This is a genomic window from Veillonella sp. S13053-19 (assembly GCF_002959835.1).
Taxonomy (GTDB): Bacteria; Bacillota; Negativicutes; order Veillonellales; family Veillonellaceae; genus Veillonella; species Veillonella rogosae.
On sequence record NZ_PPDA01000008.1, the window covers coordinates 236,186 to 259,455 of the forward strand.

Annotated in this window: 24 protein-coding genes and 5 tRNA genes; 28 read left to right on the plus strand and 1 reads right to left on the minus strand. The window is 38.2% G+C overall.

Annotated features, from left to right (window positions below):
- Positions 1–12 precede the first annotated feature (12 nt).
- The 24 genes from VEHSUH06_RS04530 (at position 13) to VEHSUH06_RS04645 (ending at position 17,936) form a co-directional block, all read left to right on the plus strand.
- The gene (locus VEHSUH06_RS04530; protein ID WP_009351809.1) at positions 13–849 is read left to right on the plus strand and encodes a transketolase; all 837 of its coding nucleotides are present in this window, start codon (positions 13–15) and stop codon (positions 847–849) included.
- Positions 849–1,781: a transketolase family protein gene (locus VEHSUH06_RS04535; RefSeq protein WP_105097931.1), complete on the plus strand. Its 933-nt coding sequence runs from the start codon at positions 849–851 to the stop codon at positions 1,779–1,781. The genes VEHSUH06_RS04530 and VEHSUH06_RS04535 overlap by 1 nt, the downstream gene beginning before the upstream one ends.
- A 14-nt stretch (positions 1,782–1,795) precedes the next feature.
- Positions 1,796–2,482 (plus strand): cell division ATP-binding protein FtsE, encoded by a 687-nt coding sequence (gene ftsE / locus VEHSUH06_RS04540; protein WP_009351813.1) that lies wholly within the window; start codon positions 1,796–1,798, stop codon positions 2,480–2,482.
- On the plus strand, positions 2,472–3,359 hold the full coding sequence (gene ftsX / locus VEHSUH06_RS04545) for a permease-like cell division protein FtsX (protein WP_009351799.1): 888 nt from the start codon (positions 2,472–2,474) through the stop codon (positions 3,357–3,359). The genes ftsE and ftsX overlap by 11 nt, the downstream gene beginning before the upstream one ends.
- Positions 3,359–4,564 (plus strand): murein hydrolase activator EnvC, encoded by a 1,206-nt coding sequence (locus VEHSUH06_RS04550; protein WP_370397694.1) that lies wholly within the window; start codon positions 3,359–3,361, stop codon positions 4,562–4,564. Before ftsX ends, VEHSUH06_RS04550 begins: the two co-directional genes overlap by 1 nt.
- Before the next feature lies 1 nt (position 4,565).
- Positions 4,566–5,705 carry a S41 family peptidase gene (locus VEHSUH06_RS04555; RefSeq protein ID WP_043005991.1) on the plus strand — a complete coding sequence of 380 codons (1,140 nt, stop codon included), beginning with the start codon at positions 4,566–4,568 and terminating at the stop codon, positions 5,703–5,705.
- Positions 5,706–5,722: 17 nt separating this feature from the next.
- Positions 5,723–6,994, plus strand: coding sequence for a GTPase ObgE (obgE, locus tag VEHSUH06_RS04560; protein ID WP_105097932.1), 1,272 nt, complete (start codon positions 5,723–5,725; stop codon positions 6,992–6,994).
- 8 nt (positions 6,995–7,002) lie between these two features.
- Positions 7,003–7,287 (plus strand): ribosome assembly RNA-binding protein YhbY, encoded by a 285-nt coding sequence (gene yhbY / locus VEHSUH06_RS04565; RefSeq protein ID WP_054747195.1) that lies wholly within the window; start codon positions 7,003–7,005, stop codon positions 7,285–7,287.
- 63 nt (positions 7,288–7,350) lie between these two features.
- Positions 7,351–8,472 (plus strand): glutamate 5-kinase, encoded by a 1,122-nt coding sequence (gene proB / locus VEHSUH06_RS04570; protein ID WP_105097933.1) that lies wholly within the window; start codon positions 7,351–7,353, stop codon positions 8,470–8,472.
- 9 nt (positions 8,473–8,481) lie between these two features.
- Positions 8,482–9,741, plus strand: coding sequence for a glutamate-5-semialdehyde dehydrogenase (locus VEHSUH06_RS04575; protein WP_105097934.1), 1,260 nt, complete (start codon positions 8,482–8,484; stop codon positions 9,739–9,741).
- 139 nt (positions 9,742–9,880) lie between these two features.
- A complete protein-coding gene (gene nadD / locus VEHSUH06_RS04580; RefSeq protein WP_054747191.1) occupies positions 9,881–10,495 on the plus strand; it encodes a nicotinate-nucleotide adenylyltransferase in 615 nt (204 codons plus the stop codon).
- Positions 10,496–10,498: 3 nt separating this feature from the next.
- On the plus strand, positions 10,499–11,068 hold the full coding sequence (yqeK, locus tag VEHSUH06_RS04585) for a bis(5'-nucleosyl)-tetraphosphatase (symmetrical) YqeK (RefSeq protein ID WP_054747190.1): 570 nt from the start codon (positions 10,499–10,501) through the stop codon (positions 11,066–11,068).
- A gap of 12 nt (positions 11,069–11,080) precedes the next feature.
- A complete protein-coding gene (locus tag VEHSUH06_RS04590) occupies positions 11,081–12,202 on the plus strand; it encodes an LCP family protein (RefSeq protein ID WP_105081107.1) in 1,122 nt (373 codons plus the stop codon).
- Positions 12,203–12,217: 15 nt separating this feature from the next.
- Positions 12,218–12,580 (plus strand): ribosome silencing factor, encoded by a 363-nt coding sequence (gene rsfS / locus VEHSUH06_RS04595; RefSeq protein WP_054747186.1) that lies wholly within the window; start codon positions 12,218–12,220, stop codon positions 12,578–12,580.
- Between the two features lies 1 nt (position 12,581).
- Positions 12,582–13,490, plus strand: a complete 909-nt coding sequence (locus VEHSUH06_RS04600) for a S1 RNA-binding domain-containing protein (RefSeq protein WP_105097935.1) — start codon at positions 12,582–12,584, stop codon at positions 13,488–13,490.
- 5 nt (positions 13,491–13,495) lie between these two features.
- Positions 13,496–14,836 (plus strand): Trk system potassium transporter TrkA, encoded by a 1,341-nt coding sequence (gene trkA / locus VEHSUH06_RS04605; protein WP_105081108.1) that lies wholly within the window; start codon positions 13,496–13,498, stop codon positions 14,834–14,836.
- Positions 14,837–14,848: 12 nt separating this feature from the next.
- Positions 14,849–16,336: a TrkH family potassium uptake protein gene (locus tag VEHSUH06_RS04610; RefSeq protein ID WP_105097936.1), complete on the plus strand. Its 1,488-nt coding sequence runs from the start codon at positions 14,849–14,851 to the stop codon at positions 16,334–16,336.
- A 13-nt stretch (positions 16,337–16,349) separates the two neighbouring features.
- The gene (locus tag VEHSUH06_RS04615) at positions 16,350–16,946 is read left to right on the plus strand and encodes an MBL fold metallo-hydrolase (protein ID WP_105097937.1); all 597 of its coding nucleotides are present in this window, start codon (positions 16,350–16,352) and stop codon (positions 16,944–16,946) included.
- 50 nt (positions 16,947–16,996) lie between these two features.
- A tRNA-Asp gene (locus VEHSUH06_RS04620) sits at positions 16,997–17,072 on the plus strand.
- 5 nt (positions 17,073–17,077) lie between these two features.
- Positions 17,078–17,153: transfer RNA gene (locus tag VEHSUH06_RS04625), tRNA-Phe, on the plus strand.
- Between the two features lie 7 nt (positions 17,154–17,160).
- A tRNA-Gly gene (locus tag VEHSUH06_RS04630) sits at positions 17,161–17,235 on the plus strand.
- 9 nt (positions 17,236–17,244) lie between these two features.
- A tRNA-Cys gene (locus VEHSUH06_RS04635) sits at positions 17,245–17,319 on the plus strand.
- Between the two features lie 14 nt (positions 17,320–17,333).
- Positions 17,334–17,422, plus strand: a tRNA-Leu gene (locus VEHSUH06_RS04640).
- Positions 17,423–17,480: 58 nt separating this feature from the next.
- Positions 17,481–17,936, plus strand: a complete 456-nt coding sequence (locus VEHSUH06_RS04645) for a DUF523 domain-containing protein (RefSeq protein WP_105097938.1) — start codon at positions 17,481–17,483, stop codon at positions 17,934–17,936.
- A 105-nt stretch (positions 17,937–18,041) separates the two neighbouring features.
- Here VEHSUH06_RS04645 and VEHSUH06_RS04650 read toward each other — a convergent pair whose 3' ends face one another.
- Complete coding sequence (locus tag VEHSUH06_RS04650) at positions 18,042–19,874, minus strand: phosphoethanolamine transferase (protein WP_105097939.1); 1,833 nt, start codon at positions 19,872–19,874, stop codon at positions 18,042–18,044.
- Between the two features lie 167 nt (positions 19,875–20,041).
- Between VEHSUH06_RS04650 and VEHSUH06_RS04655 the strand changes: the two genes are divergently transcribed.
- From VEHSUH06_RS04655 to VEHSUH06_RS04670, 4 genes are read left to right on the plus strand one after another with little or no spacing between them, the layout of a single operon-like run.
- Positions 20,042–20,767, plus strand: a complete 726-nt coding sequence (locus VEHSUH06_RS04655; protein WP_105097940.1) for a ScpA family protein — start codon at positions 20,042–20,044, stop codon at positions 20,765–20,767.
- A gap of 12 nt (positions 20,768–20,779) precedes the next feature.
- Positions 20,780–21,289: an SMC-Scp complex subunit ScpB gene (gene scpB / locus VEHSUH06_RS04660; protein ID WP_105097941.1), complete on the plus strand. Its 510-nt coding sequence runs from the start codon at positions 20,780–20,782 to the stop codon at positions 21,287–21,289.
- A gap of 1 nt (position 21,290) precedes the next feature.
- Positions 21,291–22,019 carry a pseudouridine synthase gene (locus VEHSUH06_RS04665; protein WP_009351499.1) on the plus strand — a complete coding sequence of 243 codons (729 nt, stop codon included), beginning with the start codon at positions 21,291–21,293 and terminating at the stop codon, positions 22,017–22,019.
- On the plus strand, positions 22,016–23,263 hold the full coding sequence (locus VEHSUH06_RS04670; RefSeq protein ID WP_105097942.1) for an NAD(P)/FAD-dependent oxidoreductase: 1,248 nt from the start codon (positions 22,016–22,018) through the stop codon (positions 23,261–23,263). The genes VEHSUH06_RS04665 and VEHSUH06_RS04670 overlap by 4 nt, the downstream gene beginning before the upstream one ends.
- The last annotated feature ends 7 nt before the right edge of the window (positions 23,264–23,270 follow it).

The window sequence follows — 23,270 nt, forward strand, 5'->3', positions numbered from 1 at the left end:
AGAGAGGTCTCTATGGCTACATTAACACAAGATGTTAAACAATTAGTTCAAGAGAAGGCAAAAGCTATTCGCGTTAGTATTGTACAGTCTGTGACGGCTGCGAAATCCGGTCACCCAGGTGGTTCACTATCTATCGCCGATGTGATGGCCTTATTGTACTATGTAGAAATGAATGTAGATCCAGCAAATCCAAAGGATCCTAATAGAGATCGTTTCGTTCTTTCTAAAGGTCATGCAGCACCTGCATTATATGCTACATTGGCAGAAAAAGGTTATTTCCCTAAAGAAGAACTTTTGAACTTGCGTAAAATTGACCATATGTTACAAGGTCATCCTGATATGAAACATACACCAGGTGTAGATATGTCTACTGGTTCTTTGGGTCAAGGTATCTCTGCGGCTTGCGGTATGGCCTTGGCTGGTAAAATTGATAATGCTGACTATCGTGTATATTCCATTCTTGGTGATGGCGAGCTTGAAGAAGGTCAAGTTTGGGAAGCAGCAATGTTTGCTGGCCATTACAAACTCAATAATTTAACTGCTTTTGTCGATTTCAACGGTCTTCAAATTGATGGAGATATTACAAAAGTGCTTTCTCCATTGCCAATTCCAGAAAAGTTTAAAGCTTTCAATTGGAATGTTATTGAAGTAAATGGTCACGATCTTGATGAACTTCATAATGCTATTGAATCTGCAAAAGCTTTCACAGAAGGCCCAACATGTATTGTAATGCATACTGTAAAAGGTAAAGGCGTTGAAGAAATGGAAGGTCAAGCTGGTTGGCATGGTAAAGCACCAAGCGAAGAACAAGGTGTAGCCTTTGTTAATGAGATTATGGGGGTACAATAATGGGTAAAGCAACACGTGAAGCATATGGTAATGCGCTAGCTCGCATTGGTAAAGAAAATACAAATATTATTGTTTTAGATGCAGATTTATCTAAATCTACTAAAACAGATACTTTTAAAGGTGCATGCCCAGAGCGCTTCTTTAACGTAGGTATTGCAGAGCAAAATTTAATTTCTGTTGGTGCCGGTCTTGCAGCAGCAGGTAAGATTCCATTTGTTTCTTCCTTCTCTATGTTTGCTACAGGTCGTGCTTTTGAACAAATTCGCAATGCTGTATGTTATCCAAAATTAAATGTAAAAGTATGTGCTACACATGCGGGTATTACAGTAGGTGAAGATGGTGCTACACATCAAAGTTTGGAAGATATTTCCTGTATGCGTACATTGCCTAATATGACAGTCGTAGTTCCTGCAGATGAGCGCGAAACAGAGGCTGTTATTGACTGGGCTGCATCTTATGAAGGCCCTGTATATGTACGTCTTGGTCGTGCAGGTGTAGATGATGTTACTGCAGAAGGTTATACATTTGTACCAGGCAAATCTACCACATTAGTAGAGGGCTCTGATGTTACAATCATCGCTTGTGGTGCGTTGGTTGGACCTGCTGTAGAAGCAGCAAAATTGTTAGGTGAGTCTAATGTATCTGCTCGTGTTATCAATATGGCATCTATTAAGCCTATCGATGCAGATGCAATTATAAAAGCAGCTGCTGAAACAGGCGCTATCGTTACCGCAGAAGAACATAATATCATTGGTGGTCTTGGTTCTGCTGTGTCTGAAGTTGTTGTGGCTAATAAGCCAGTTCCTATGGAATTCGTTGGTGTCCGAGATACATTTGGGGAGAGTGGTACACCAAAAGAATTAATGGCTAAATATGGCTTAACAGCAAAAGACATTGTAGAAGCAGTAAAACGTGTAATCACTCGTAAATAATTTAAGGGGCCCCCATGATTGAATTTAAGAATGTTAGTAAAGTCTATGATAATGGTTCTGTTGCATTAGACGATGTGTGTTTAACCATTAACGATGGTGAATTTATCCTCGTTTGTGGTCACAGTGGTGCAGGGAAATCAACTCTATTTAAGTTGTTGACACATGAAGTTGTGCCAGACACTGGTACAGTTATCGTCGATGACTTTGATGTTACGCGCATGAAGCGTAGCAAAATTCCGAAATTACGTAGAAAGCTAGGAGTAGTATTCCAAGACTTCCGTCTATTACCAAATAAAACGGTAGCTGAAAATATAGCCTTTGCTCTCGAAGTAATTGAAGAAAAACCAAAAATCATTAAAGAAAAGGTGAGTCATGTATTAGAGCTTGTTGGTTTAAGTGATAAGGCTAATGATTTACCAGAGGATCTATCTGGTGGTGAACAGCAGCGTGTGGCTATTGCTCGTGCTATTGTTAATCGCCCATCCGTACTCATTGCTGATGAGCCTACAGGCAACCTAGATCCTGATACAAGTAAGGATATTGTAGATTTGTTCAAGCATATCAACAATTTTGGCACTACCGTTATTATGGTTACCCATAATATGGATCTTGTTTCGTATTTAAATAAACGCGTTATTCGTTTAAAAGACGGCCGCGTTCAAAGTGACAATATGAGAGGTGCAGAAATTAATGAAGCCTAGAACGATAAAATACTATTTTAAAGAAGCTCTAAAATCTATGAAGCGTAATGGGCTTATGACCTTGGCGTCCATTTCTACAGTAGCTTTATCCTTATTTATGCTTGGTGTATTCCTTTGTGGTGTTATCAATTTGAATAATATGGCATCTAGCTTGGAAAACCAAGTACAGTTGAGCATTTACTTAAAAGACGGCTTAACAACAGAACAAATTATGTCTGTAGGTAAGCAAATTAAGGCTATACCTAATCTTAAAAAGCTTGAGTTTGTTAATAAAGAACAAGCTATGAAAGAGTTTAAAGAGCGTCTTGGTGATCAACAACAATTAGTTAATGCTTTAGGTGGTGTAAACCCATTACCTAATTCTTATGTATTAACTTTTGATAATCCTAGTGATGTAAAGGCAACTGCAAAGCTAGCTACGACCTTCCAAGGTGTAGAAAGTACGCATTATGGTCAAGATATTGTAGAAGAGCTCTTCCGCATTACTCAAGTTATTCGTATTGGTGGTATTGTATTGATTGCCTTTTTAGCAGCTGCTACATTATTTATTATTTCTAATACGATTCGGTTGACTGTATTTGCACGACGTAAAGAAATTGCAATCATGAAATATGTAGGTGCTACTAATGGCTTTATCCGTTGGCCGTTCTTGATTGAAGGCATGTTGTTAGGCTTAATTGGTGCTATCATTGCCGTTCTTTGCGTTGGTGAATTCTATCACTTTATTACTATGGAAGTATCTGAATCTTTAGCATTCTTCCCATTAGTACCAATGTTCCCATTCTTCTATGATGTGGCTATCTATATTTTAGGTGGTGGCATAGTAGTAGGTGCTATTGGTAGTACTATTTCTTTAAAACAATACATGAAGGTGTAATGTTTATGAAATATAAAACAATAAAATCCCGTCTTGTAGCAACCATTTTAACGGGTATAGTCGTACTGGGAACACCTCTATACATCGTTGCAGAAGACGAAGATTTAACGAATCAACTCGATTCGATTCAACAACAAGTAAATCAGCAAAATGCTATTAAAGCAGATGCTGAAACCGTCATTGTTAGCGTGTCTGAGCAATTGCGTCAAATTGAAGAACAATTGCGTCAAGCTCAACAACAATTAGAAGTAATTCAACAGCAACGTATAGCAGTAGAAAATGATATTACTGTTAATGAAAAGTTACTTGCTGAAGCACAAAAGCGTTTAGAAGGACGTGAAGCTGTTTTCTATAAACGTGTACGTGATATTTATATCAATGGTCGTTTAAGTTATTTAGATGTAGTTATTGGTTCTAAAGACTTTAAAGACTTTGCAAATCGTTTAGAAATCTTAAAGCGTATCATTGATTCAGATATTAAGTTAATTGATGAAATTAAAAAAGAGCGAGCTGAAATAGCTGCTCGTAAGCAAGCCCTTGAACAATCTCGTGCTAAATTAGTAGAGCTTGAAAAAGCGGCAGTGGCTAAACAAGCTGAAATTGAACAGAAGAAACAAGAGCGTGAAGTAGTTCTACAAAAAGCACAAAATGATCGTGCTGTAGCAATGCAAGCTGTAGAAGAACTAAACGCATCATCTGCTCAAATTACAGCTCTCTTAAAAGCTCGCCAAGCTGAACGTGCGGCAGCACGTGCAGCTGCAGAAGCAGCAGCGGCAGCGGCGGCTCAACAAGCTGCACCAAGTTATTCTTGGGTACAAGGGTCTGGTCAACTTGGCTGGCCTGTTAGTGGTGAAATTACTTCACCATATGGCTATCGTACACATCCAATTTGGGGCACTACAATTTACCATTCAGGCATCGATATTGGTGTTGATGAAGGTACACCTGTTCATGCTGCTGATGGAGGTACTGTTGTTTGGTCTGGCTGGATGGGTGGTTATGGTTATGCCGTAGTTATCGATCATGGTAACGGTATGTCTACATTATATGCGCATAACTCTGAGCTAGCTGTTTCTGAAGGTCAAGATGTTGGTAAAGGCCAAGTTGTAGCCTATGCTGGTAGTACTGGTAACAGTACAGGACCACACGTACATTTTGAAGTTCGTATAAGTGGGGATCCAGTGGATCCTATGGGATATTTATAATATGAAATTTGACACACGTACGGTGTTATGGAGTCTATTGAAATATATAGGCTCTGGCATCGTCATTATGTGGCTTACATTTTGGTATCTTTCCGGTTCATTCTGGGGATTGCCAAGATTATTTGTAGCCTACTATGCTGCGAGTCAAGTCTTTATGACACCGACGGCTAAATCCACTCTTTATGATGGTATGCTTAAAGGTTTAATTGACTCTTTGGGAGAACCGCATAGTGTTTACTTAGATGCAGAAGAATATAAGTCCATGAAAATGCAAACATCTGCAACTTATGCAGGTGTAGGCATGGTTCTTGGCACTGATGATAAAGGTTTACATGCTGTTAGTGTTATGGAAGATCAACCAGCTTTTAAAGCAGGAATCAAGCCTGGAGATCATATCATTGCTATTGATGGACAATCTACTAGTGACATCACAGTTGAGGAAGCGTCCTCTAAAATTCGTGGTGAAGCAGGTACTGTTGTAGCCCTTGATATTGAACGGAATGGTGAAAAGTTGCATTTCGATATCACTCGAGAATCCATTGTTCTTCCTACTGTTAAAAGTAAAATGCTAACTAGTACAGTTGGTTATATTCGCATTAGTCAATTTGCTGAGAATACGGCAGATGATTTTGCTACTCAGTTTAAGGAGCTTCAAGCTCAAGGTATGAAGGCACTTGTATTAGATTTGCGAGATAATCCAGGTGGCTTACTTTCAACAACTGAAAAAATATCCAACTACATCATGCCTCCAGGTACATTAGTAACAGTACAAAATCGGGCTGGTAAAAAGGATGTTTATAAGTCTGATGGTCCTGAAGTAGCTATTCCTTTAGTCGTTTTAGTAAATAAAGGCTCTGCTAGTGCATCTGAAATCATAGCAGGGGCCGTTCAAGATCGTAAATTAGGTACTATTGTAGGTACTAATACATATGGCAAAGGTACAGTTCAAACTATATACCCAAGTTTAGATAATGAGGGCATTAAAGTTACCATTGCTAAATACCACACACCAAGTGACCGTATTATTGACGGAACTGGGATTAAACCAGATGTGGAAATAGAGTTACCAAAAGGTGTAAATCCATCTAGTAAATTAGATGATATTCAAATTAAAAAAGCATTAGAGATATTACAACAATAATGCATAGGAGTTAAATTATGTTTATAGATAGAGCGCGCGTCTTTGTTAAGGCTGGTGACGGTGGGGACGGCATGTCTAGCTTCCGTCGTGAGAAATACGTGCCAAATGGCGGTCCGAGTGGCGGCGATGGTGGTAAAGGGGCGGACGTTATTTTTAAAGCGGACAAGAATATTAATACTCTTGTAGACTTTAGATATAAACGTCAATTCAAGGCACCTGCTGGTGGTAATGGTGAAAGTTCCAACAAACATGGCCGTGGTTCTGAACCACTTATCATTCCTGTTCCGTTGGGGACAGTCATTAAAGAGGAAGAAACGGGCAAAGTTTTCTGCGACCTCGTTAATGATGGCGATACATTTGTTATTGCTAAAGGCGGCCGTGGCGGTCGCGGTAATGCTCGTTTCCAAACGAGCGCTAATCGTGCGCCAACATTTGCAGAAAAAGGTGAACCAGGTGAAGAATTCTGGTTACAATTAGAGCTAAAAGTATTAGCTGACGTGGGTTTATTAGGATATCCATCTGTTGGTAAATCTAGTATTTTGCGTAAAGTATCTAAAGCTCAACCCGAGGTAGCAGCGTACCACTTTACTACCTTGACACCAGTTCTAGGTGTTGTAACTATTTCCGGTGACCGCAGCTTTGTATTAGCCGATATTCCTGGTCTTATTGAAGGGGCAAGTGAAGGTGTTGGCTTAGGTCATAACTTCTTGCGTCATGTAGAACGTACGAATATTTTAATTCATGTTCTTGATGTATCTGGTATGGAAGGCCGTGACCCTAAGGTTGACTTTGATGCTATCAACGAAGAGTTACGTAAATATTCTGAAAAATTAGCTAATAAAAAGCAAATCGTTGCTCTTAATAAGATCGATATGGTCTTTGATGACACGACAATTCCAGATAATAAAAAATACTTTGAAGATAAGGGCTATGAAGTATTTCTTCTCAATGCATTGAGCGGTGAAGGTTTACCAGAGCTTATGGAACGAGCTTACTACTATGTAGAAAATTACGAACCAGAGCCTGAAGCGACTGATGATACAGTGGTTTATGAAGCGAAACAAGATGTAGAGTTTGTTATCACTCGTGGTGATGATGCTGCCTTCTACATTACTGGTAAACGTATTGAACGATTAGTTGCTATGACAAATCTTAGCGACGATCAATCTCTTCGTAGATTCCAACGTATTTGGCGTTTTATGGAGCTCGATGCTAAGTTGAAAGAAAAAGGTTGTAAAGACGGTGATGAAGTTGTAATTGGGGATCAACGCTTTACATTCCAAGAGTAGGAGATATAATGACAGGAAAACAAAAACGGTATTTACGTTCTTTAGCTGCTACTATGCCACCAGTTGTACAAATTGGTAAAAATGGCTTAGAAGATAGTGTTATTGATAGCGCTCGTGCAGCGTTGATGGCTCGTGAGTTAATTAAAGTGAAATTACACAATAACAGCCCTGAAGATAAAACTATTTTCGAAGAACTAGCGGATATGCTAGGTGCTGAGCTAGTGCAAGTTATTGGCTTTAATGGCGTTTTGTATAAAGCTAAAAAAGAACCAAAAATTATTTTACCTAAATAGTTTTGAAATCATTTCTATTAATATGTTGTAGTTAAGAAACTGTTAACCTTAGGAGGTTAGTCTATGCGCAGCGCTATCGTAAACGCTAAACGAATTGTAGTCAAAGTTGGTAGCAGTACGCTTTGTTACGCTAATGGTCATTTAAATTTAGAGCGTATTGAAAGATTAGTACGACAATTATCAGATTTGGCTAACCAAGGTAAAGAGGTAATCCTTGTTTCTTCTGGTGCTACAGGAGCTGGACTTGCTCCATTAGGTTTTAAAGAGAAGCCTAGAGATCTTGTACTTAAGCAAGCAGCAGCAGCGGTCGGCCAAGGCATTCTTATCCATATGTACGAGCGCATGTTTCGTGAATATGGACGTACTGTAGGGCAAATTCTCTTAACAAAAGAGGATAGCACTGGACGTCATAGTTATCTTAACTTACGTAATACATTACATACTTTGTTGCAACTTAATGTTATTCCCATAATCAACGAGAATGACGTGGTTGCTATTGAAGAGTTTAAAATAGGTGATAATGATACTTTATCTGCTACTGTGGCAGGTATTGTAGATGCTGATTTACTTATCATTTTGTCTGATATTGAAGGTTTATATACGGCTAATCCAGCAACCCATCTAGATGCTACCTTAATAGAAACAGTTTCTGAAATTACAGATGAAACGTATGCTATTGCAGGTGGTGCTGGTTCTAACATGGGCACTGGTGGTATGTATACTAAAATTAAAGCGGCTCACATGGCGACAAACTCTGGTGTACCTATGGTTATTACCTCTGGTGAAGTAGAGGACTCTGTTCGTCGCGTATGTAAGGGTGAACAAATCGGTACTCTCTTTGAAGCACATGATGCTGGTCTATCAGGGAAACATCATTGGCTAGCCTTTGGTAAGCGGTTGAAGGGCTCCATTACTATTGATGATGGTTGTGCTCGTGCTGTTTTAGATAAAGGGGCTAGTATATTACCTGCTGGTATTGTTGATGTGGAAGGTACATTTGGACCTGGTGATACAATTTCTATTTATCATAATGGGAAAGAAATTGGACGTGGTCTTATCAACTATAGTGTTGATGATATGAAAGCTATTAAAGGTCATAATACTAACGATATAGCTCAGCTTTTAGGTATTAATACGACGTATGATGAAGCTATACATCGTAATAATCTAGTTTTATTACACTGAGGATATAATATGAACCAGTACGAAGAAATTTGTAAAGATATGGGCCTGAGAGCTAAAGCAGCTGCTTTTGAATTAGCTCAACTTGATCAAGGTACGTTAGATGCTGCATTATTAGCAATCGCTGATGCTGTGGAAGCACAAACTGATGAAATCATGGCCGCCAATAAGCAAGATTTAGATAAATCTGGGGACTATAATGTACCTCAAACTATGATTGATCGATTAACGTTGACCCCTAATCGAATTGCTCAAATGGCTGAAGGGGTTCGTCAAGTCGCGGCTCTTGAAAGCCCTGTGGGATCTGTTATGGAAACGATTACACGTCCTAATGGCTTGATTATAGAAAAAAGAGCAGTACCTTTTGGTGTGATTGGTATTATTTTTGAAGCGCGCCCCAATGTGACTATTGATGCTGGTGTACTTTGTTTAAAAACTGCAAATGCTACGATTTTACGGGGTGGTAAAGAAGCATTCCATACGAATCAAATCATCGTGTCTATCATGCGTAATACTTTAGAATCTTTAGGCATTAATGGTGATGCTATCCAATTGGTTGAGGTTCTTGATCGAGATATGGTTGGCGTACTATTGCAACAACGCGAATACATAGATGTTATTATTCCTCGTGGCGGGGCTGGACTCATTCGCCGTGTCGTAGAGGACAGTAGTATTCCTGTTATTGAAACGGGTAGTGGTGTATGTCATACGTTCGTAGATGAATATGCTAATCTCGATATGGCATTAGACATTGCTATTAATGCTAAAGTGCAACGTCCATCGGTATGCAACGCTATGGAAACTTTGTTAGTTCACCAAGCAGTGGCTGATGAATTTTTACCTCGCCTTGATACAGCATTACAAGAATATGGTGTTCGCATTCACGGTGATGAAGCAGTAGCTCAATATATGAGAAATACAATTCCTTTAACAGAGACGTCTTTTAACACAGAATACAATGATATGGATTTAAATGTGCGTATTGTTCAAAATCTTGAGGAAGCTATTGAGCACGTAAACTACTATACTACACATCACTCTGAGGCTATTATTACTGATGAGCCTATGCGTGCTAGAGTCTTTATGAATTTAGTGGATTGTTCTACTGTATATCATAATGCGTCTACACGCTTTACAGATGGCTTTGAGTTTGGCTTTGGCGCAGAAATTGGTATTAGTACACAAAAACTTCACGCTCGTGGTCCTATGGGCTTACAAGCTTTAACATCTTATAAATACTTCGTATTTGGAGAAGGCCAAGTGCGGACGTGAAGAATATATATTACTTTATAAGGGCATACTACAGATATATTCAAACACCAAAAGGACGATATGAATGGATATCCTATGGAAAGGCATTGCTCTTATTCATCATTATTTGTGTCATTGTCATTAAGGGAGTGACCGCATTATGGTAGAGAAACGTCGTATAGGTATCCTTGGTGGAACTTTTAACCCCATTCATCTAGGTCATCTAATGATTGCAGAGGTTGCTTGTGAAAGCTTTAATCTAGAAAAGGTTATATTTGTACCTGCCCGTATTCCACCGCATAAACAGCATGATGTGATAGATAGTCGTCATCGCTATGCTATGGCAGCTGCTGCTGTAGCAGATAATCCAAATTTTGAAATTTCCGATATAGAGATGCGAAGAGAAGGTCCATCGTACACTGTAGATACAATTCAACATTTCAAAATTATATATGGTCCAAATGTAGAATTTTATTTTATTGCTGGCACGGATACAATTCGGGCATTGCCGACTTGGAAATTTATAGAAGAATTATTAGATGAAGTTCATTTTATTGGTGCTACTAGACCAGATGGAACGAGTGTTATTGATGCTACATTAGATGAACTAGGGCCAAAGGCACATGAAAAGATTCATGTTATGGAAGTGCCTGAAATGAAATTATCTGCTACTTATTTACGGGATCGTTTACGTTCTGGCAAAACCGTTCGCTATATGTTGCCTAAATGTGTAGTAGATTATATAGAAAAAAACCATATTTATGGGAAGGAATAAAGGATGTTATCTTTTGATGAAATAGAACATAGAGTAAGCCAATGGATGGGTAAAAAACGCTTTAAGCATACTCTAGGTGTTGTTGAATCAGCCACTCAATTAGCTAAACTGTATAACGTCGATGTAGAGAAAGCGCGTTTAGCAGCATTACTACATGACTGTGCAAAGGAAATGCCACTCAAGGATATGCAGGCTTTGGTAGAGGCTAGTAAATACGAAGCTGATGATGAATTGTTAGCTAATGGTAATTTGTTGCATGGCTTAGCAGGTATGATTCGGGCTGAAAAAGAGTTTTCTATAACTGATTTAGAAGTTTTAGAAGCGATTCGTGTTCATACTACTGGTAAGGTTCATATGTCTAAGCTAGATAAGGTTATATTTTTAGCCGATTATATTGAGCCTAATAGAGATTTCCCTGGTGTAGATGAATTGCGTAGATTAGCAGAACAAGACTTAGATAAAGCTGTATTATTGGGATTTGATAACACTATTAATCATCTTATTAAGCAACATCTTTCTATTTATCCTTTGACCATTCTTGGTCGTAATGACGTATTACAATCTTGTAAGTAATGGAGTTTTTATATGGAAGAACGTGAACGAGCAAGAGCTCGCCGGCGTAGGAGAAGACGTCAACAAAAGTCATCGGTAAAATGGCCTAGAGTCATTTTAGCCATCGTTGTTGTTCTCGCTTTGCTCGGTGGGATAGGATATGGCATATATAGTGGCGTATCTTATGCATATAGAGCTATTGTAGGAACTACAGAAGTTACTGAAACAGTAGCAGATAATGGAAATAAACAAGACGCTAACACTGTATCAGTTGAGCAAAAAGGGTTAGATAAACCTCTATATATTTTGGTTGTTGGTACTGATGATAATAATCCAAGCCAAGGGGATAGTTTATTTTTATTATCTGTAAATCTTGATCAAAAAACGATGGATGTTATTGGTATTCCAAGTAATAGTAAGATCGATAATCGTGATCAAACTGATGCAACTATGTTGAATGGTATCTATGAAAAAGGCGGCATCGAGCTTACTAAAGCCGTTATTGAAGATATGTTCCACATTTCAATACCATACTATGTAGTGGTTGATCAAAATGCTTTCAAAAAAACAAATGATGTTCTAGGTGATCAACAAATTTATGTAGAGCAACCTATGGAACATGTTGATGCAGAAGGTAATAAAGATATTGATTTACGTCGTGGATATCAAACGTTAGATAGTAATAATGCGTTAGCATACTTACGATACTCAGATCCTAAACATGACACGTTTACTCGTGTTCAACGACAAGAACGATTTTTAAAATTGTGGGTGGACCAAGAGCATAATGCATTTTTCTTAACAAATGCATGGCATATTTGGCGTATTTGGGATCATTTTGATAGTAATATCTCTACCTTAGATGCGATTAAGCTCGTATACAACGCGAGCAAAATTAATAAGGAAGAAATTCATTTTTACATTCTTCCTGGCGAAAAAGAGTTAGTAGGAGATATGACTTACTGGAAGGTAAATCCAACAGAAGCACAACGTTTAGTGGGCATTACAATGGGCAATTTACCGGCTAATGAAATGACACAATTTGTATCCGCTCCTACAAACAGTACAGCTAAAGTTGCACCTGAATCAGAACATAATGGCGGTACAATTACTAAGCCTACTGAACCAGGTGATGAAAGCGGTAGTAAACGTTAAGATAAGAGGAAAACTATGAAAAATAAAGAAGATATTAAACAATTTGTACTAGCATTAGCACAAGCTGCATTTGATAAAAAAGGTAGAGACATTGAAATCCTCGATTTAGAAGGTATTTCTATGCTAGGCGATTACTTCTTAATTGCTAGTGCAAATAATATTAAGCAATCTCAAAGTATTGCTGATGAAATGGAAGATAAAGCTGCTGAATTAGGCATGACAGTTCGTCATAGAGAAGGTTACCGTGAAGGTGAATGGATTTTATTAGATTTTGGCGATGTAATTTGCCATGTCTTTGGCGGCGATGAATTGCGAGAATTCTACGGGTTAGAAGAGTTGTGGAATGACGCAGGTCGAGTTCCATTCGAAGGAGTATAATATGGCTACAGAATTGTTGGAAAATACAATTGCCACATTGAAAGTATTGCGTACTAGTGACCAAGGTGCTTTCCTAGATGGTCAAACAGGCAATACGAATGATGATATTTTGCTTCATAAAGATCAACAAACGTCTTCCGTTGCCATTGGTGATGAAGTAGAAGTATTCTTATATCGCGATCCAAAAGGTCGTTTAACTGCTTCTATGCGCTTACCAGCGATGAAGGTAGGGCAAATTGGGTATGTTGAGGTAATCAATACGACAAACTTTGGCTGTTTCGTAGAGGTTGGTACTGAGCGCGGTATCTTCATGCCACATGCAGAGATGCGTGGTCGTCCTCAAGTGGGCGAAAAAGTCTGGGTTCGACTCTATACAGATAAATCTGGTCGTTTTGCTGTATCTATGGATGTTGATGACGAAATGCGTCGCGCATCTAAGGCTGCTACAGATGCTACAGTAGGACAACTTGTAAAAGGTGCTATCTACAACTTGACTAGTGATGGGGCATTCTTTATCACTCCTGAACGATGGATTGCCTTTTTACATCGTTCTGAGATGACTAGAAAATTAAAAGTAGGAGAAATGGTTGAAGGTCGCATTACTTTTAAACGTGATTATGGTCGGGTTAATGTATCGATGCGCCCTACAAAGGAAAAAGCTCTTGTATCCGATGGAGATATTATTATGGAATATCTTTTGAATCGCGGTGGCAAGATGCCGTATAGTGATGAATCTTCTGCTATGTTGATTAAAGATAAATTCAACATTAGTAAAGCTGCTTTCAAACGTGCTTTAGGGCATTTAATGAAAGAGAAAAAAATTATTCAAGAGGATGGTTGGACATTGCTTACCGACATTGGTCGCCAGTGGACACCTCCTGTTAGTGAAGAGTCCCAAGATAAGGAATAAAGACGATGAAAATTGTCATTGTAGGCGCTGGTAAGGTTGGTTATTCATTAGCTCAACGCCTTATTCAAGATGATCATGATGTGTATGTCATCGATCGTTCACCAGAACGTATACAAAATCTTGAAAATACATTAGATGTTAGCCTTGTCCAAGGTAATGGCAGTGATGTGCAATTACTTGATGAAATTGGTATGTCTGATGTAGGCATGTTTATTGCTGTTACTGATTCCGATGAGGTTAATATGCTATCTTGTGCGGTGGCTAAAATTACAGGAGTTCCTACAACGATTGCTCGTGTTCGTGACAATAGTGTGGCGGAACATATGGATGCAGAGATGCGTGCTAAACTGGGCGTAGATCTCTTTATCAACCCTGAAATGGTTACAGCTCAAGAACTATTACAAATACTTGAAACTCCATCTGCCATTGATGTTGAAGACTTTGGTCAAGGTACAGTGCGCCTTATGGAGTTTAAACTTACTGAGGAGTTCCCTCTGTTAGGCCAGCCATTAAAAGAAATTCGCTTCCCTGAAGGTGTTCTTCTCGTAGGGATTTTACGTTATGGTGAAATGATTATTCCTCATGGTGAAAGTATTCTCCAAGCTGATGACAGCGTATTCTTCTTGGGATTAAAAGAGTCTGTAGAGGAAGTGGAAAATCTTTGGTTCCATAATTATAATGCTTTTTATAAACGGGCTGTCATCATTGGTGCTGGACTACTTGGTCGTAACCTGACTGTTTTATTAGAACGTGCTGGTTTTTCTGTGAAAGTCATTGAAAAAAACTTAGAGCGATGTGAGAAATTAGCGAATCTTGTAGATAAAGCGATGGTTATCAATGGCGATGGTACCGACTTTGATTTGTTAGAAGCTGAAGAAATCGCTGATAGCGACGTTATTATAGCTTTAACTGACGATGATAAACTTAACCTACTAGTAGCTCTTGTAGGCAAGCATATGGGCATACCAAAGACTGTTGTGCGCGTAGGTCGACCTGAATATATTATGCTTATGGAACAAGTGGGTATTGATGTCGTATTCTCGCCACGTTTATTTACAGCGAGTCAAATTTTACGTTTCGTGCGTAGTGGAGAAGGGGTTGTATCTATTTCGACCTTTGAAGGTGGAAAAGCGGAATCTATAGAGGTTGCCATTACAAGTGAATCACCTGTAGCTGGTAAACAATTAAAAGACATCCGTTTACCAGGGAAGGCGTTAGTTGGTGTAATTTTACGTGGTGATGAAGCCATCGTACCACGTGGTAATACTGAAATCTTAGATGGAGATCACATTGTTCTATTTGCGTTACCTGAATCTGTAAGTAAATTACTTAAATATCTTACTTAGTATGGAGGGACTATGCGCATTCAAATTGTCATGTCCTTAGTGGGGCGATTATTATATATATTTGGGATTTTTACATTAATTCCTTTTATATATGGTATCGTATTTGAAACTGCATATTGGTCGTTTTTGGTTACTACTGGTATTTCATTTGGCTTAGGTGGACTTTTATCCTATTATGGTCATGAAAGTCAAAGCTTTAGTCTTCGTGATGGGTTTTTAGTTGTATCAGCTACATGGATATTAACTGTTATCTTAGGTTCCTTACCATTTATTCTTAGTGGTATATTAACCAATGTATTTGATGCTCTATTTGAAGCTACATCGGGGATTACAGCAACTGGTGCTACAATTATTAATAGCGTAGATGATTTACCTAAGACATATGTTTTATGGCGTGGACTAATGCACTGGATTGGTGGGATGGGGATTATTGTCCTTATCTTATCGTTCTTAAAGAACTTAGGTGCAGATGCAGCTCATATGTTTAATGCAGAAGCATCGGTACCAAAACCTGGTGTTGTTATGCCCCGTATTCAATCAATGGCTACTAAACTTTGGCGTTTATACGTTGCTTTTACGGCTCTTTGTTTCGTTATGCTATGGGCTGGTGGTATAGAGCCTTTTGATGCGTTAAACTATGCCTTTTCCATTATTGCAACGGGTGGATTTGCACCAACATCAGCAGGGGCATTTATATATGAACAGAGTAACTATATTTGCTTTGTATTTGTTTTCTTTATGATCCTTGCAGGTGGTAATTTTTCAGTGTATTACAACGCACTTCAAAAAGGCTTTCGCGTTTTGATTGATGATTTTGAAACACGTATGTATTGGCTAGTTATTTTTATTGGAATTGCTATAATATCAATTTCGATGGCAGTACAATCAAATATCAATGACCCAATTCAAATCTTCAGAGATGTTTCCTTTAATTATGTATCGATTCAAACTGGTAGTGGATTTGCTGTAAGCGATTATGATTTATGGCCAGCCGCTGCACAGATGATGTTATTTATTTCATCATTTTTTGGTGGTTGTAGTGGTTCTACAACAGGGGGCGTAAAAATTATTCGCCTCATTATTCTAATTAAGAGCAGCATTATTTATTTAAGAAAATCAATTCATCCTGAGATGGTACAAGTAGTGCGCATTAATGGTAAACCGATGCCTACTAAATGGATACAGATGGCACAGCAATTTTTATTTTTATATTTAATGATTTACGTTATATCTGTGTTCCTTATGACTTGTTCGGGAATGTCTACTTATGATGCGATGCAAATTATAACAGCTTTTCTTAGTAATGTAGGCATTGGATTTGGTGGTTTTGGGCCTACAGATGCCTTTGGTAGTATGTCTGATGGTGCTAAATGCGTAGCAATGGCAGATATGTTATTAGGTCGTTTGGAATTATTTACAATTCTTGTTATGCTTCATCCTCAATTCTGGGAAGGGTATTTTATAAAAAAACAATCTACTAAACGGTATCGTATCCTATAGGAGGGCGAATAATATGAATATTATAAAACGCCCTCTAGGGCTTTATAAAGCAAATTGTTATGTATTAATAAATGAGGGGAAGTCCCTTATTATTGATCCCGGGTTTCATAGTAAGCATATAATTGAAATGGTAGGAGATTCTGAGCCTATAGCAGTTTTATTGACACATGGTCATTGTGACCATGTATCAGCCCTCGATGAGGTCTGTGCTCATTATAAAATTCCAGCCTACTTACACCCTTTAGATCATGAGTTGTTACAATTAATTCGTCGTAGACCTAGTGTTTACAAGAAGAAAATGTATACTAATTGTGAAGATTTAGTAACAGGAAAACTACAATTAGGACCTTTTGAAATTATTGTCCATCACACACCTGGCCATAGTGCTGGTTCTGTTTGTCTTGAAATTGAGGGGCACTTATTTACTGGCGATACTGTGTTTAAGCAAAATGTGGGAAATACAGATAATTATAAAAGTAATCCTCATGATTTAATTACAAGTTTGAAGTATATTTTATCTTTATCTAAGGACTTAATTATTGAGCCAGGACATAAAGAATCTACCATATTAAAAGATGAAGAAGAATTCATCAAAAATATTGTAGTATAGTGTTGACAAAATTTCTGATAACCGATATACTAAGCAAGTACTTTGGATACGGCCCCGTGGTGTAGCGGTTAACATGTCGCCCTGTCACGGCGAAGATCGTCAGTTCAAATCTGATCGGGGTCGCCATTCATGCCTCGGTAGCTCAGTTGGTAGAGCAACGGACTGAAAATCCGTGTGTCGACAGTTCGATTCTGTCCTGAGGCACCATGTACATGCGGGAATAGCTCAGCGGTAGAGCACCGCCTTGCCAAGGCGGGGGTCGCGAGTTCGAATCTCGTTTCCCGCTCCAACTTTATATGGCGGCATAGCCAAGCGGTAAGGCAGAGGTCTGCAAAACCTTTATTCCCCAGTTCGATTCTGGGTGCCGCCTCCACAATCGTTACCCATGCCGGGGTGGCGGAACAGGCAGACGCAACGGACTTAAAATCCGTCGGTTGGAGACAACCGTACCGGTTCGATTCCGGTCCTCGGCACCAATTAAGACTAACTTCGGTTAGTCTTTTTTTCTTATCTGAATTAATAAAAAGTATTGCTATGAATAATAAACCTAAATTATTGATCAGTGAATGCCTATGTGGCGTTCCTTGTCGCTATGATGGAAAAGACAATTATATAGAAGCACTTGACCTTCTGAATGAGTATTATGAATTAGTACCTGTATGTCCAGAGGTGTTGGGTGGGCTATGCACGCCGAGAGAACCTGCTGAGCGTCAAGGAAATCGTATATGCACTGCTGATGGGACCGATGTGACAACACAGTTTATTCGAGGTGCAGAGCTTACAGTTCGTATAGCTATTGAATATAAATGTGAACAAGCTCTATTGAAGGCGAAAAGCCCTAGTTGTGGTTATAAACGCATTTATGATGGCTCCTTTACTAGAACCTTAACGGATGGTCATGGATGTACTGTAGAGGCTTTATTAGCGGAAAATATTAGAATTTATACGGAACATGATATAGATCTTTTGTTGCCGCAAAAAAAGAGATGAGTTTAACTCATCTCTTTTTCTTTTATTAAGTTAACCTTTATTGTTAATACATAGTGTGTTATAGGGGACTATTTTTGAAACATTAACTATTGGTATGTACTACTGTTATTTACCAGCATTAACAGGATCATTAATTAGTGGCTGTTCACCAAGTAATGTAGTTAAGTTATGTAAATTGAATCGATATGACGCATTACTGAAGTCTCGCGTAGCATCGTAACGATAGTTAGGTGCCTGCATGAGACCTACTAATGTGTCATATAGCAGATCATTCGTAAAGAATTGATGCTCGTGTTTAGTCAGCACATCTGCCGTTTGTGGATATGCTGTACGATATTGTGGAGATAAGTATACCCAGAATGGAATATGTGTCATAACAAAGTCGAATGTATCTGGATTGTGAGATTTATCTAAGCTTTCACCGTGATCGGAGAAGTATACCATAGCTTGTAAATTCAATTTATCTTTACCATAGGTGTAAATTTGTTGTAATAACCAGTCTGTATATAACTGACTATTTGCATATGCTTCTTGGCCGTCAGGATATGGACCTTGTTTCCATTTACTAAATTCATGAGGGTAACGGTCATTGTAATAAATATGACTACCCATAATATGAATTACGATAAAGTTATTTTTTGTAGGGTCTACAGTTTCTAATAATGGTAACAATGCTTCGTCATAGCGATCGGAGAATGCATAAGACTCATGAGACCATTTTGTAGTGTCTGCAGTTTTAGCCATCAATGAAATAGCTGTATCATATTCTCCGAATACACCTTGGTTGCTAAACCAAGAAGTTGTGTAACCAGCTTTTTTGGCTACGTCTAAGATATTTGCGGAATCAAGGAATGGTCTATCGTCGTATTGGTTTCGTTCAGATAGAGCACGCTCTAAAGTTGGTACTGTTTGTACATAAGAGGAATAGGCGTTGTCAAAGAATATAAAATCCTTATTGTCTGCACGCATATTTCCTTGCCATGGTGTATCATCATAAGGGAAGTTCGGATTATATACTTTCATGTAATCACGAGAGCTAGATTCACCGATGACGAGAATAATAGTTCCTGGTGCTTTCTGAGCAGCTGTTTCTTTAGTATCTAAGTTAAAGGAATCAAATACTATATGATGATTATCATTATATTGCTGCATTTGTTTAACATAATCACCGGCAGCAATCCAGTTGGCTACGATACATGTTTGAGGGAATAAGAAGAACGGAACATATACTAGGAAGGCTACAATAGAAGCGATGAGCATGGCAGATCGCATAGGGCGTGTAGTATTTAAATTAACTACCGCTTTCATACCTAAATTAGACCAGTATAATAAATATGTCCACAATACAAGACCAACACCTACTGCAATTAGACCAGGAATACCAGCTGCATTTTTTAGGAAACCAAATGCTTCTTCTGGATTAGTCATATAGACTGCTAAAAGACTAGCTGGTGTTAAACAGTGCCATGTAGTCATGTAATAGCCAATTTGTAAGAATGGGATGAGGCTAAGAAGCATGGAAATGATGGCCATGATTAAGGAGGTTATTTTATGGAAGCGATTCGTTTGATTGAGTAAAAACTGAATGCCCGATAAACCCATAAAAATCAGTAAACCAAATAAGAAATCATTGGCAAATTCATAGAAGTACAATGGTTTTACATAAGACCAGTGAAATAGAAGTGGGAAGGTAAGAGCCCATAAGATACCTACCAATCCATATCCTAAAAATGGTCTATGGAAAACGGTGCAGCCCATAAAATATTGAAACAAGAATGTACCAACAATGGTGGGCACCGCTAAAATTGTAATATCCTCTACATCTAAGCCTAGTGTAATGGGTTCGTAAATTAAAAATAGAATGATATATAAAACAATACCTATAATACCAAAGCGAAAAATGGGGTTACGCCCAATTTGCCTTAAACTAGATGACATAATAAAGCCTCTCTTAAAGGAACACACAATAATATATCTTTATAATATATAATAATTATATTATTAAAGATAGCAGATGAGTATAAAAAAAACAATTATTTGAAAGTACTACTATAAATGCTTTATAATTATATAGTTAAAGTATATCTTTCTAAGGATTGGGGTTTATGGGAGATTATAATTACAAGTTGGACGTCTTTGAAGGTCCCCTTGATTTGCTGCTGCATCTCATTGAAAAACATAAAATAGAAATCACCGATATTCCTATCGTTGAGATAACGAGTCAATACTTGGAGTATCTAGATAACTGGAACCATTTTGATATTCACTATAGTAGTGAATTTCTTGTTATGGCTTCCACCTTATTACAAATCAAATCGCGCATGTTATTGCCTAAGGCTGAACCTGAGCCAGAGGATGCTGAAGATCCACGGGATGAGTTAGTAGCTAAATTAGTTGAGTTTAAAAAGATTAAAGATTTTACATCTCTATTGATGGAGCGAACAGCCGTATCGGCAAATGTTTTTAGTCGTCCTGAAGAAACGAGTGTTCTCGGTTTAGATAATGTATATAATCTAGAGCTTTCACAGTTATATCAAATCTTTTACCAAACCTTAAAACGGGCTAAAGAATTGCCTGAAGAGGAACCTATTCGTGAGGTTAAGGTAGAAAAAGATACGTACAGTTTAGAGGATATGATTTTATCGTTGTCGAGTCGTATACGTCGTGGTGAAAGTTTACACTTTATGGAATTATTAGTAGCTATAGAAACCAAAAGTGGTATGGTAACAATCTTTATGGCTGTTCTTGAATTGTTAAAGCAGCAAGTAATGCAAATGCGCTACGAAGATGATGATATTATATTCACTGCTGCTTTAGATGGAGCCGTGTAGAAAGGGGACTATATGAGCTTACCAACAATGCATTTAGAGGCTGTTTTGTTTGCAGCGGCAAAACCTATATCAATCGATATGTTAGAAGAGGTATTCGGTCTTTCACGAGACGACATACAAGCCTATATAAATGAATTAAAACGGGAGTTAGAAGATCAACATCGAGGTATTCGACTTCGTATATCTGGGGCTGGTGTCGAATTAGTTAGTGCTATGGAAAGTGCTGATTATGTGGGGCATATCCGTAAAAGAGAAGATAAACTATCTAATGCGGCTATGGAAACACTGGCAGTTATTGCTTATAAGCAACCAATTACTAAAGCTGAAATTGAAGAAGTACGCGGTGTAAATAGTGATAAAATTATAAAACAATTGCTTACTAGATCTCTTATAGCTGAGTTAGGCCATAAAGATACTGTAGGCAGACCTATTCTATATGGTACGACTGATGAATTTTTAAGAAGTGCTGGTGTAGAATCGATAGAAGCTTTACATCAAGAAGTTTCGGAAGCAGAAGGATAATATGGAACGATTACAAAAATATATTGCTAGTTGTGGTATTGCATCACGACGTAAAGCAGAAGAACTAATTACAGAGGGTAAGGTGCAGGTAAATGGCCGAAAGGTAACAGAGCTTGGCGTTAAAATAAACCCTCAAAAAGATAAAGTTAAGGTTAATGGCCAATTATTAGCTCAGGAAAAGCCTGTATATTATTTATTAAATAAACCAAAAGGTGTCATTACATCTGTATCTGACCCTCAAGGTAGAGAAACTGTTTTAGATTATATTAAAAATGAATCTAAACGCATTTATCCTGTGGGCCGTCTCGACTTGTATACAGAAGGTTTATTACTACTTACTAATGATGGTGAGTTAGCACAAAACTTAACACATCCCTCTAAAGGTGTGGAAAAAACTTATGAAGTGCGCATCAAAGGTCGCGTTCGTGATGAAGACTTACAAGTTATAGCTAATGGTGTGAAACTTGAAGACGGTATGACTGCACCTGCTACAATTGTAGATTTAGGTTTTGATGATCATAACGGTGTACATGAGGTAGAGATTACTATTCATGAAGGTCGTAATCGACAAGTTCGCCGTATGTTTGAACACTTTGGGTACCGCATTCATAATTTAAAACGTATTGCCTATGCTGGTCTCACCTTGGGCGGTGTTAAACGCGGTGCTTCTCGTCAGCTTACAATTCGTGAAGTGAAAGCTCTAAAAGCGTTAGAAACAGGTAAGAAATGAAACAAATCATAGTCATTGGTGGTGGTGCGGCAGGCTTAATGGCAGCTGTTATAGCTGGCCGTGAAGGAGCCCGTGTCATCTTATTAGAAAAAATGAATATGGTTGGTAAGAAAATGGGCATTACCGGTAAAGGCCGCTGTAATATTACTAATAGTTGTGATATGGCTGAGTTTATTAAAAATACACCTGGTAATGGCAAGTTCTTATATGGTGCCTATGAACGTTTCAGTAATGAGGACCTTTTAGATTTATTGCATAGTTGGGGATTAAAAACCAAGGTTGAACGAGGAGGCCGTGTGTTTCCAGAATCCGACTCAGCTTTAGAGGTACGCAATACGTTCATGAAAATCCTTAAAAAGTATAATGTTCAAGTTCATTTGAATGAACCTGTTACATCTATTACGGTAAAGGATAATCGCGTAGTAGGCGTTACAACAGATAAGGAACAATATGCTTGTGATGCTGCCATCATTTGTACAGGCGGTGCATCATATCCCTTAACAGGTTCAACTGGTGATGGTTATGCTTTAGCTGAAAAAGTGGGACATACGATCACTGATATTCGTCCATCTTTGGTACCTATCGTTACAAACGAAGCATGGGTAAAAGACATTATGGGACTTAGTCTTCGTAATGTTGAAGTGTCTGTAGTTTCTAAGAATAAAGTACAGGCTAAACAATTTGGGGAAATGATGTTTACTCATTTTGGCATTACGGGCCCTACGATTTTGTCGTTAAGTCATACGGTAGGCAAGTTGCTACGTAAGAAGAACCCTAAAATTACAATTGAAATCAATCTTAAGCCTGCTTTGACTGCTGAGGTATTGGATAAACGCTTACAAAAGGACTTTGATTTATATTCTAAAAAACAATTAGCTAATGGTATGAAAGACTTACTTCCGGTAAATCTCATTCCCATAGTTATTAAGCTTGCTGAATTAGATCCAGCTAAACCGATTAATCAGATTACAAAGGAAGAGCGTTTACGCTTGTGTCATGTGTTACAACATATGACGTTAACTGTTAAGGAATTGCGACCTGTAGCTGAAGCCATCGTTACAGCTGGTGGTATTTCTTTAAAAGAATTTAATCCTAAAACTATGGAATCAAAGTTGATTAGTGGTTTATATGGCGCTGGTGAAGTATTGGATATCGATGCTTTCACAGGAGGCTATAATCTACAAGCTGCCTTTTCCACAGGCTATGTGGCGGCAATGCATGCCGTACACGGTGATAAAGAATAGAGGTTAT

Coding starts and splice junctions, on each gene's coding strand:
- VEHSUH06_RS04530 (WP_009351809.1), top strand. CDS start 13: ATGGCTACATTAACACAAGATGTTAAACAATTAGTTCAAGAGAAGGCA.
- VEHSUH06_RS04535 (WP_105097931.1), top strand. CDS start 849: ATGGGTAAAGCAACACGTGAAGCATATGGTAATGCGCTAGCTCGCATT.
- ftsE (WP_009351813.1), top strand. CDS start 1,796: ATGATTGAATTTAAGAATGTTAGTAAAGTCTATGATAATGGTTCTGTT.
- ftsX (WP_009351799.1), top strand. CDS start 2,472: ATGAAGCCTAGAACGATAAAATACTATTTTAAAGAAGCTCTAAAATCT.
- VEHSUH06_RS04550 (WP_370397694.1), top strand. CDS start 3,359: ATGTTTATGAAATATAAAACAATAAAATCCCGTCTTGTAGCAACCATT.
- VEHSUH06_RS04555 (WP_043005991.1), top strand. CDS start 4,566: ATGAAATTTGACACACGTACGGTGTTATGGAGTCTATTGAAATATATA.
- obgE (WP_105097932.1), top strand. CDS start 5,723: ATGTTTATAGATAGAGCGCGCGTCTTTGTTAAGGCTGGTGACGGTGGG.
- yhbY (WP_054747195.1), top strand. CDS start 7,003: ATGACAGGAAAACAAAAACGGTATTTACGTTCTTTAGCTGCTACTATG.
- proB (WP_105097933.1), top strand. CDS start 7,351: ATGCGCAGCGCTATCGTAAACGCTAAACGAATTGTAGTCAAAGTTGGT.
- VEHSUH06_RS04575 (WP_105097934.1), top strand. CDS start 8,482: ATGAACCAGTACGAAGAAATTTGTAAAGATATGGGCCTGAGAGCTAAA.
- nadD (WP_054747191.1), top strand. CDS start 9,881: ATGGTAGAGAAACGTCGTATAGGTATCCTTGGTGGAACTTTTAACCCC.
- yqeK (WP_054747190.1), top strand. CDS start 10,499: ATGTTATCTTTTGATGAAATAGAACATAGAGTAAGCCAATGGATGGGT.
- VEHSUH06_RS04590 (WP_105081107.1), top strand. CDS start 11,081: ATGGAAGAACGTGAACGAGCAAGAGCTCGCCGGCGTAGGAGAAGACGT.
- rsfS (WP_054747186.1), top strand. CDS start 12,218: ATGAAAAATAAAGAAGATATTAAACAATTTGTACTAGCATTAGCACAA.
- VEHSUH06_RS04600 (WP_105097935.1), top strand. CDS start 12,582: ATGGCTACAGAATTGTTGGAAAATACAATTGCCACATTGAAAGTATTG.
- trkA (WP_105081108.1), top strand. CDS start 13,496: ATGAAAATTGTCATTGTAGGCGCTGGTAAGGTTGGTTATTCATTAGCT.
- VEHSUH06_RS04610 (WP_105097936.1), top strand. CDS start 14,849: ATGCGCATTCAAATTGTCATGTCCTTAGTGGGGCGATTATTATATATA.
- VEHSUH06_RS04615 (WP_105097937.1), top strand. CDS start 16,350: ATGAATATTATAAAACGCCCTCTAGGGCTTTATAAAGCAAATTGTTAT.
- VEHSUH06_RS04645 (WP_105097938.1), top strand. CDS start 17,481: ATGAATAATAAACCTAAATTATTGATCAGTGAATGCCTATGTGGCGTT.
- VEHSUH06_RS04650 (WP_105097939.1), bottom strand. CDS start 19,874: ATGTCATCTAGTTTAAGGCAAATTGGGCGTAACCCCATTTTTCGCTTT.
- VEHSUH06_RS04655 (WP_105097940.1), top strand. CDS start 20,042: ATGGGAGATTATAATTACAAGTTGGACGTCTTTGAAGGTCCCCTTGAT.
- scpB (WP_105097941.1), top strand. CDS start 20,780: ATGAGCTTACCAACAATGCATTTAGAGGCTGTTTTGTTTGCAGCGGCA.
- VEHSUH06_RS04665 (WP_009351499.1), top strand. CDS start 21,291: ATGGAACGATTACAAAAATATATTGCTAGTTGTGGTATTGCATCACGA.
- VEHSUH06_RS04670 (WP_105097942.1), top strand. CDS start 22,016: ATGAAACAAATCATAGTCATTGGTGGTGGTGCGGCAGGCTTAATGGCA.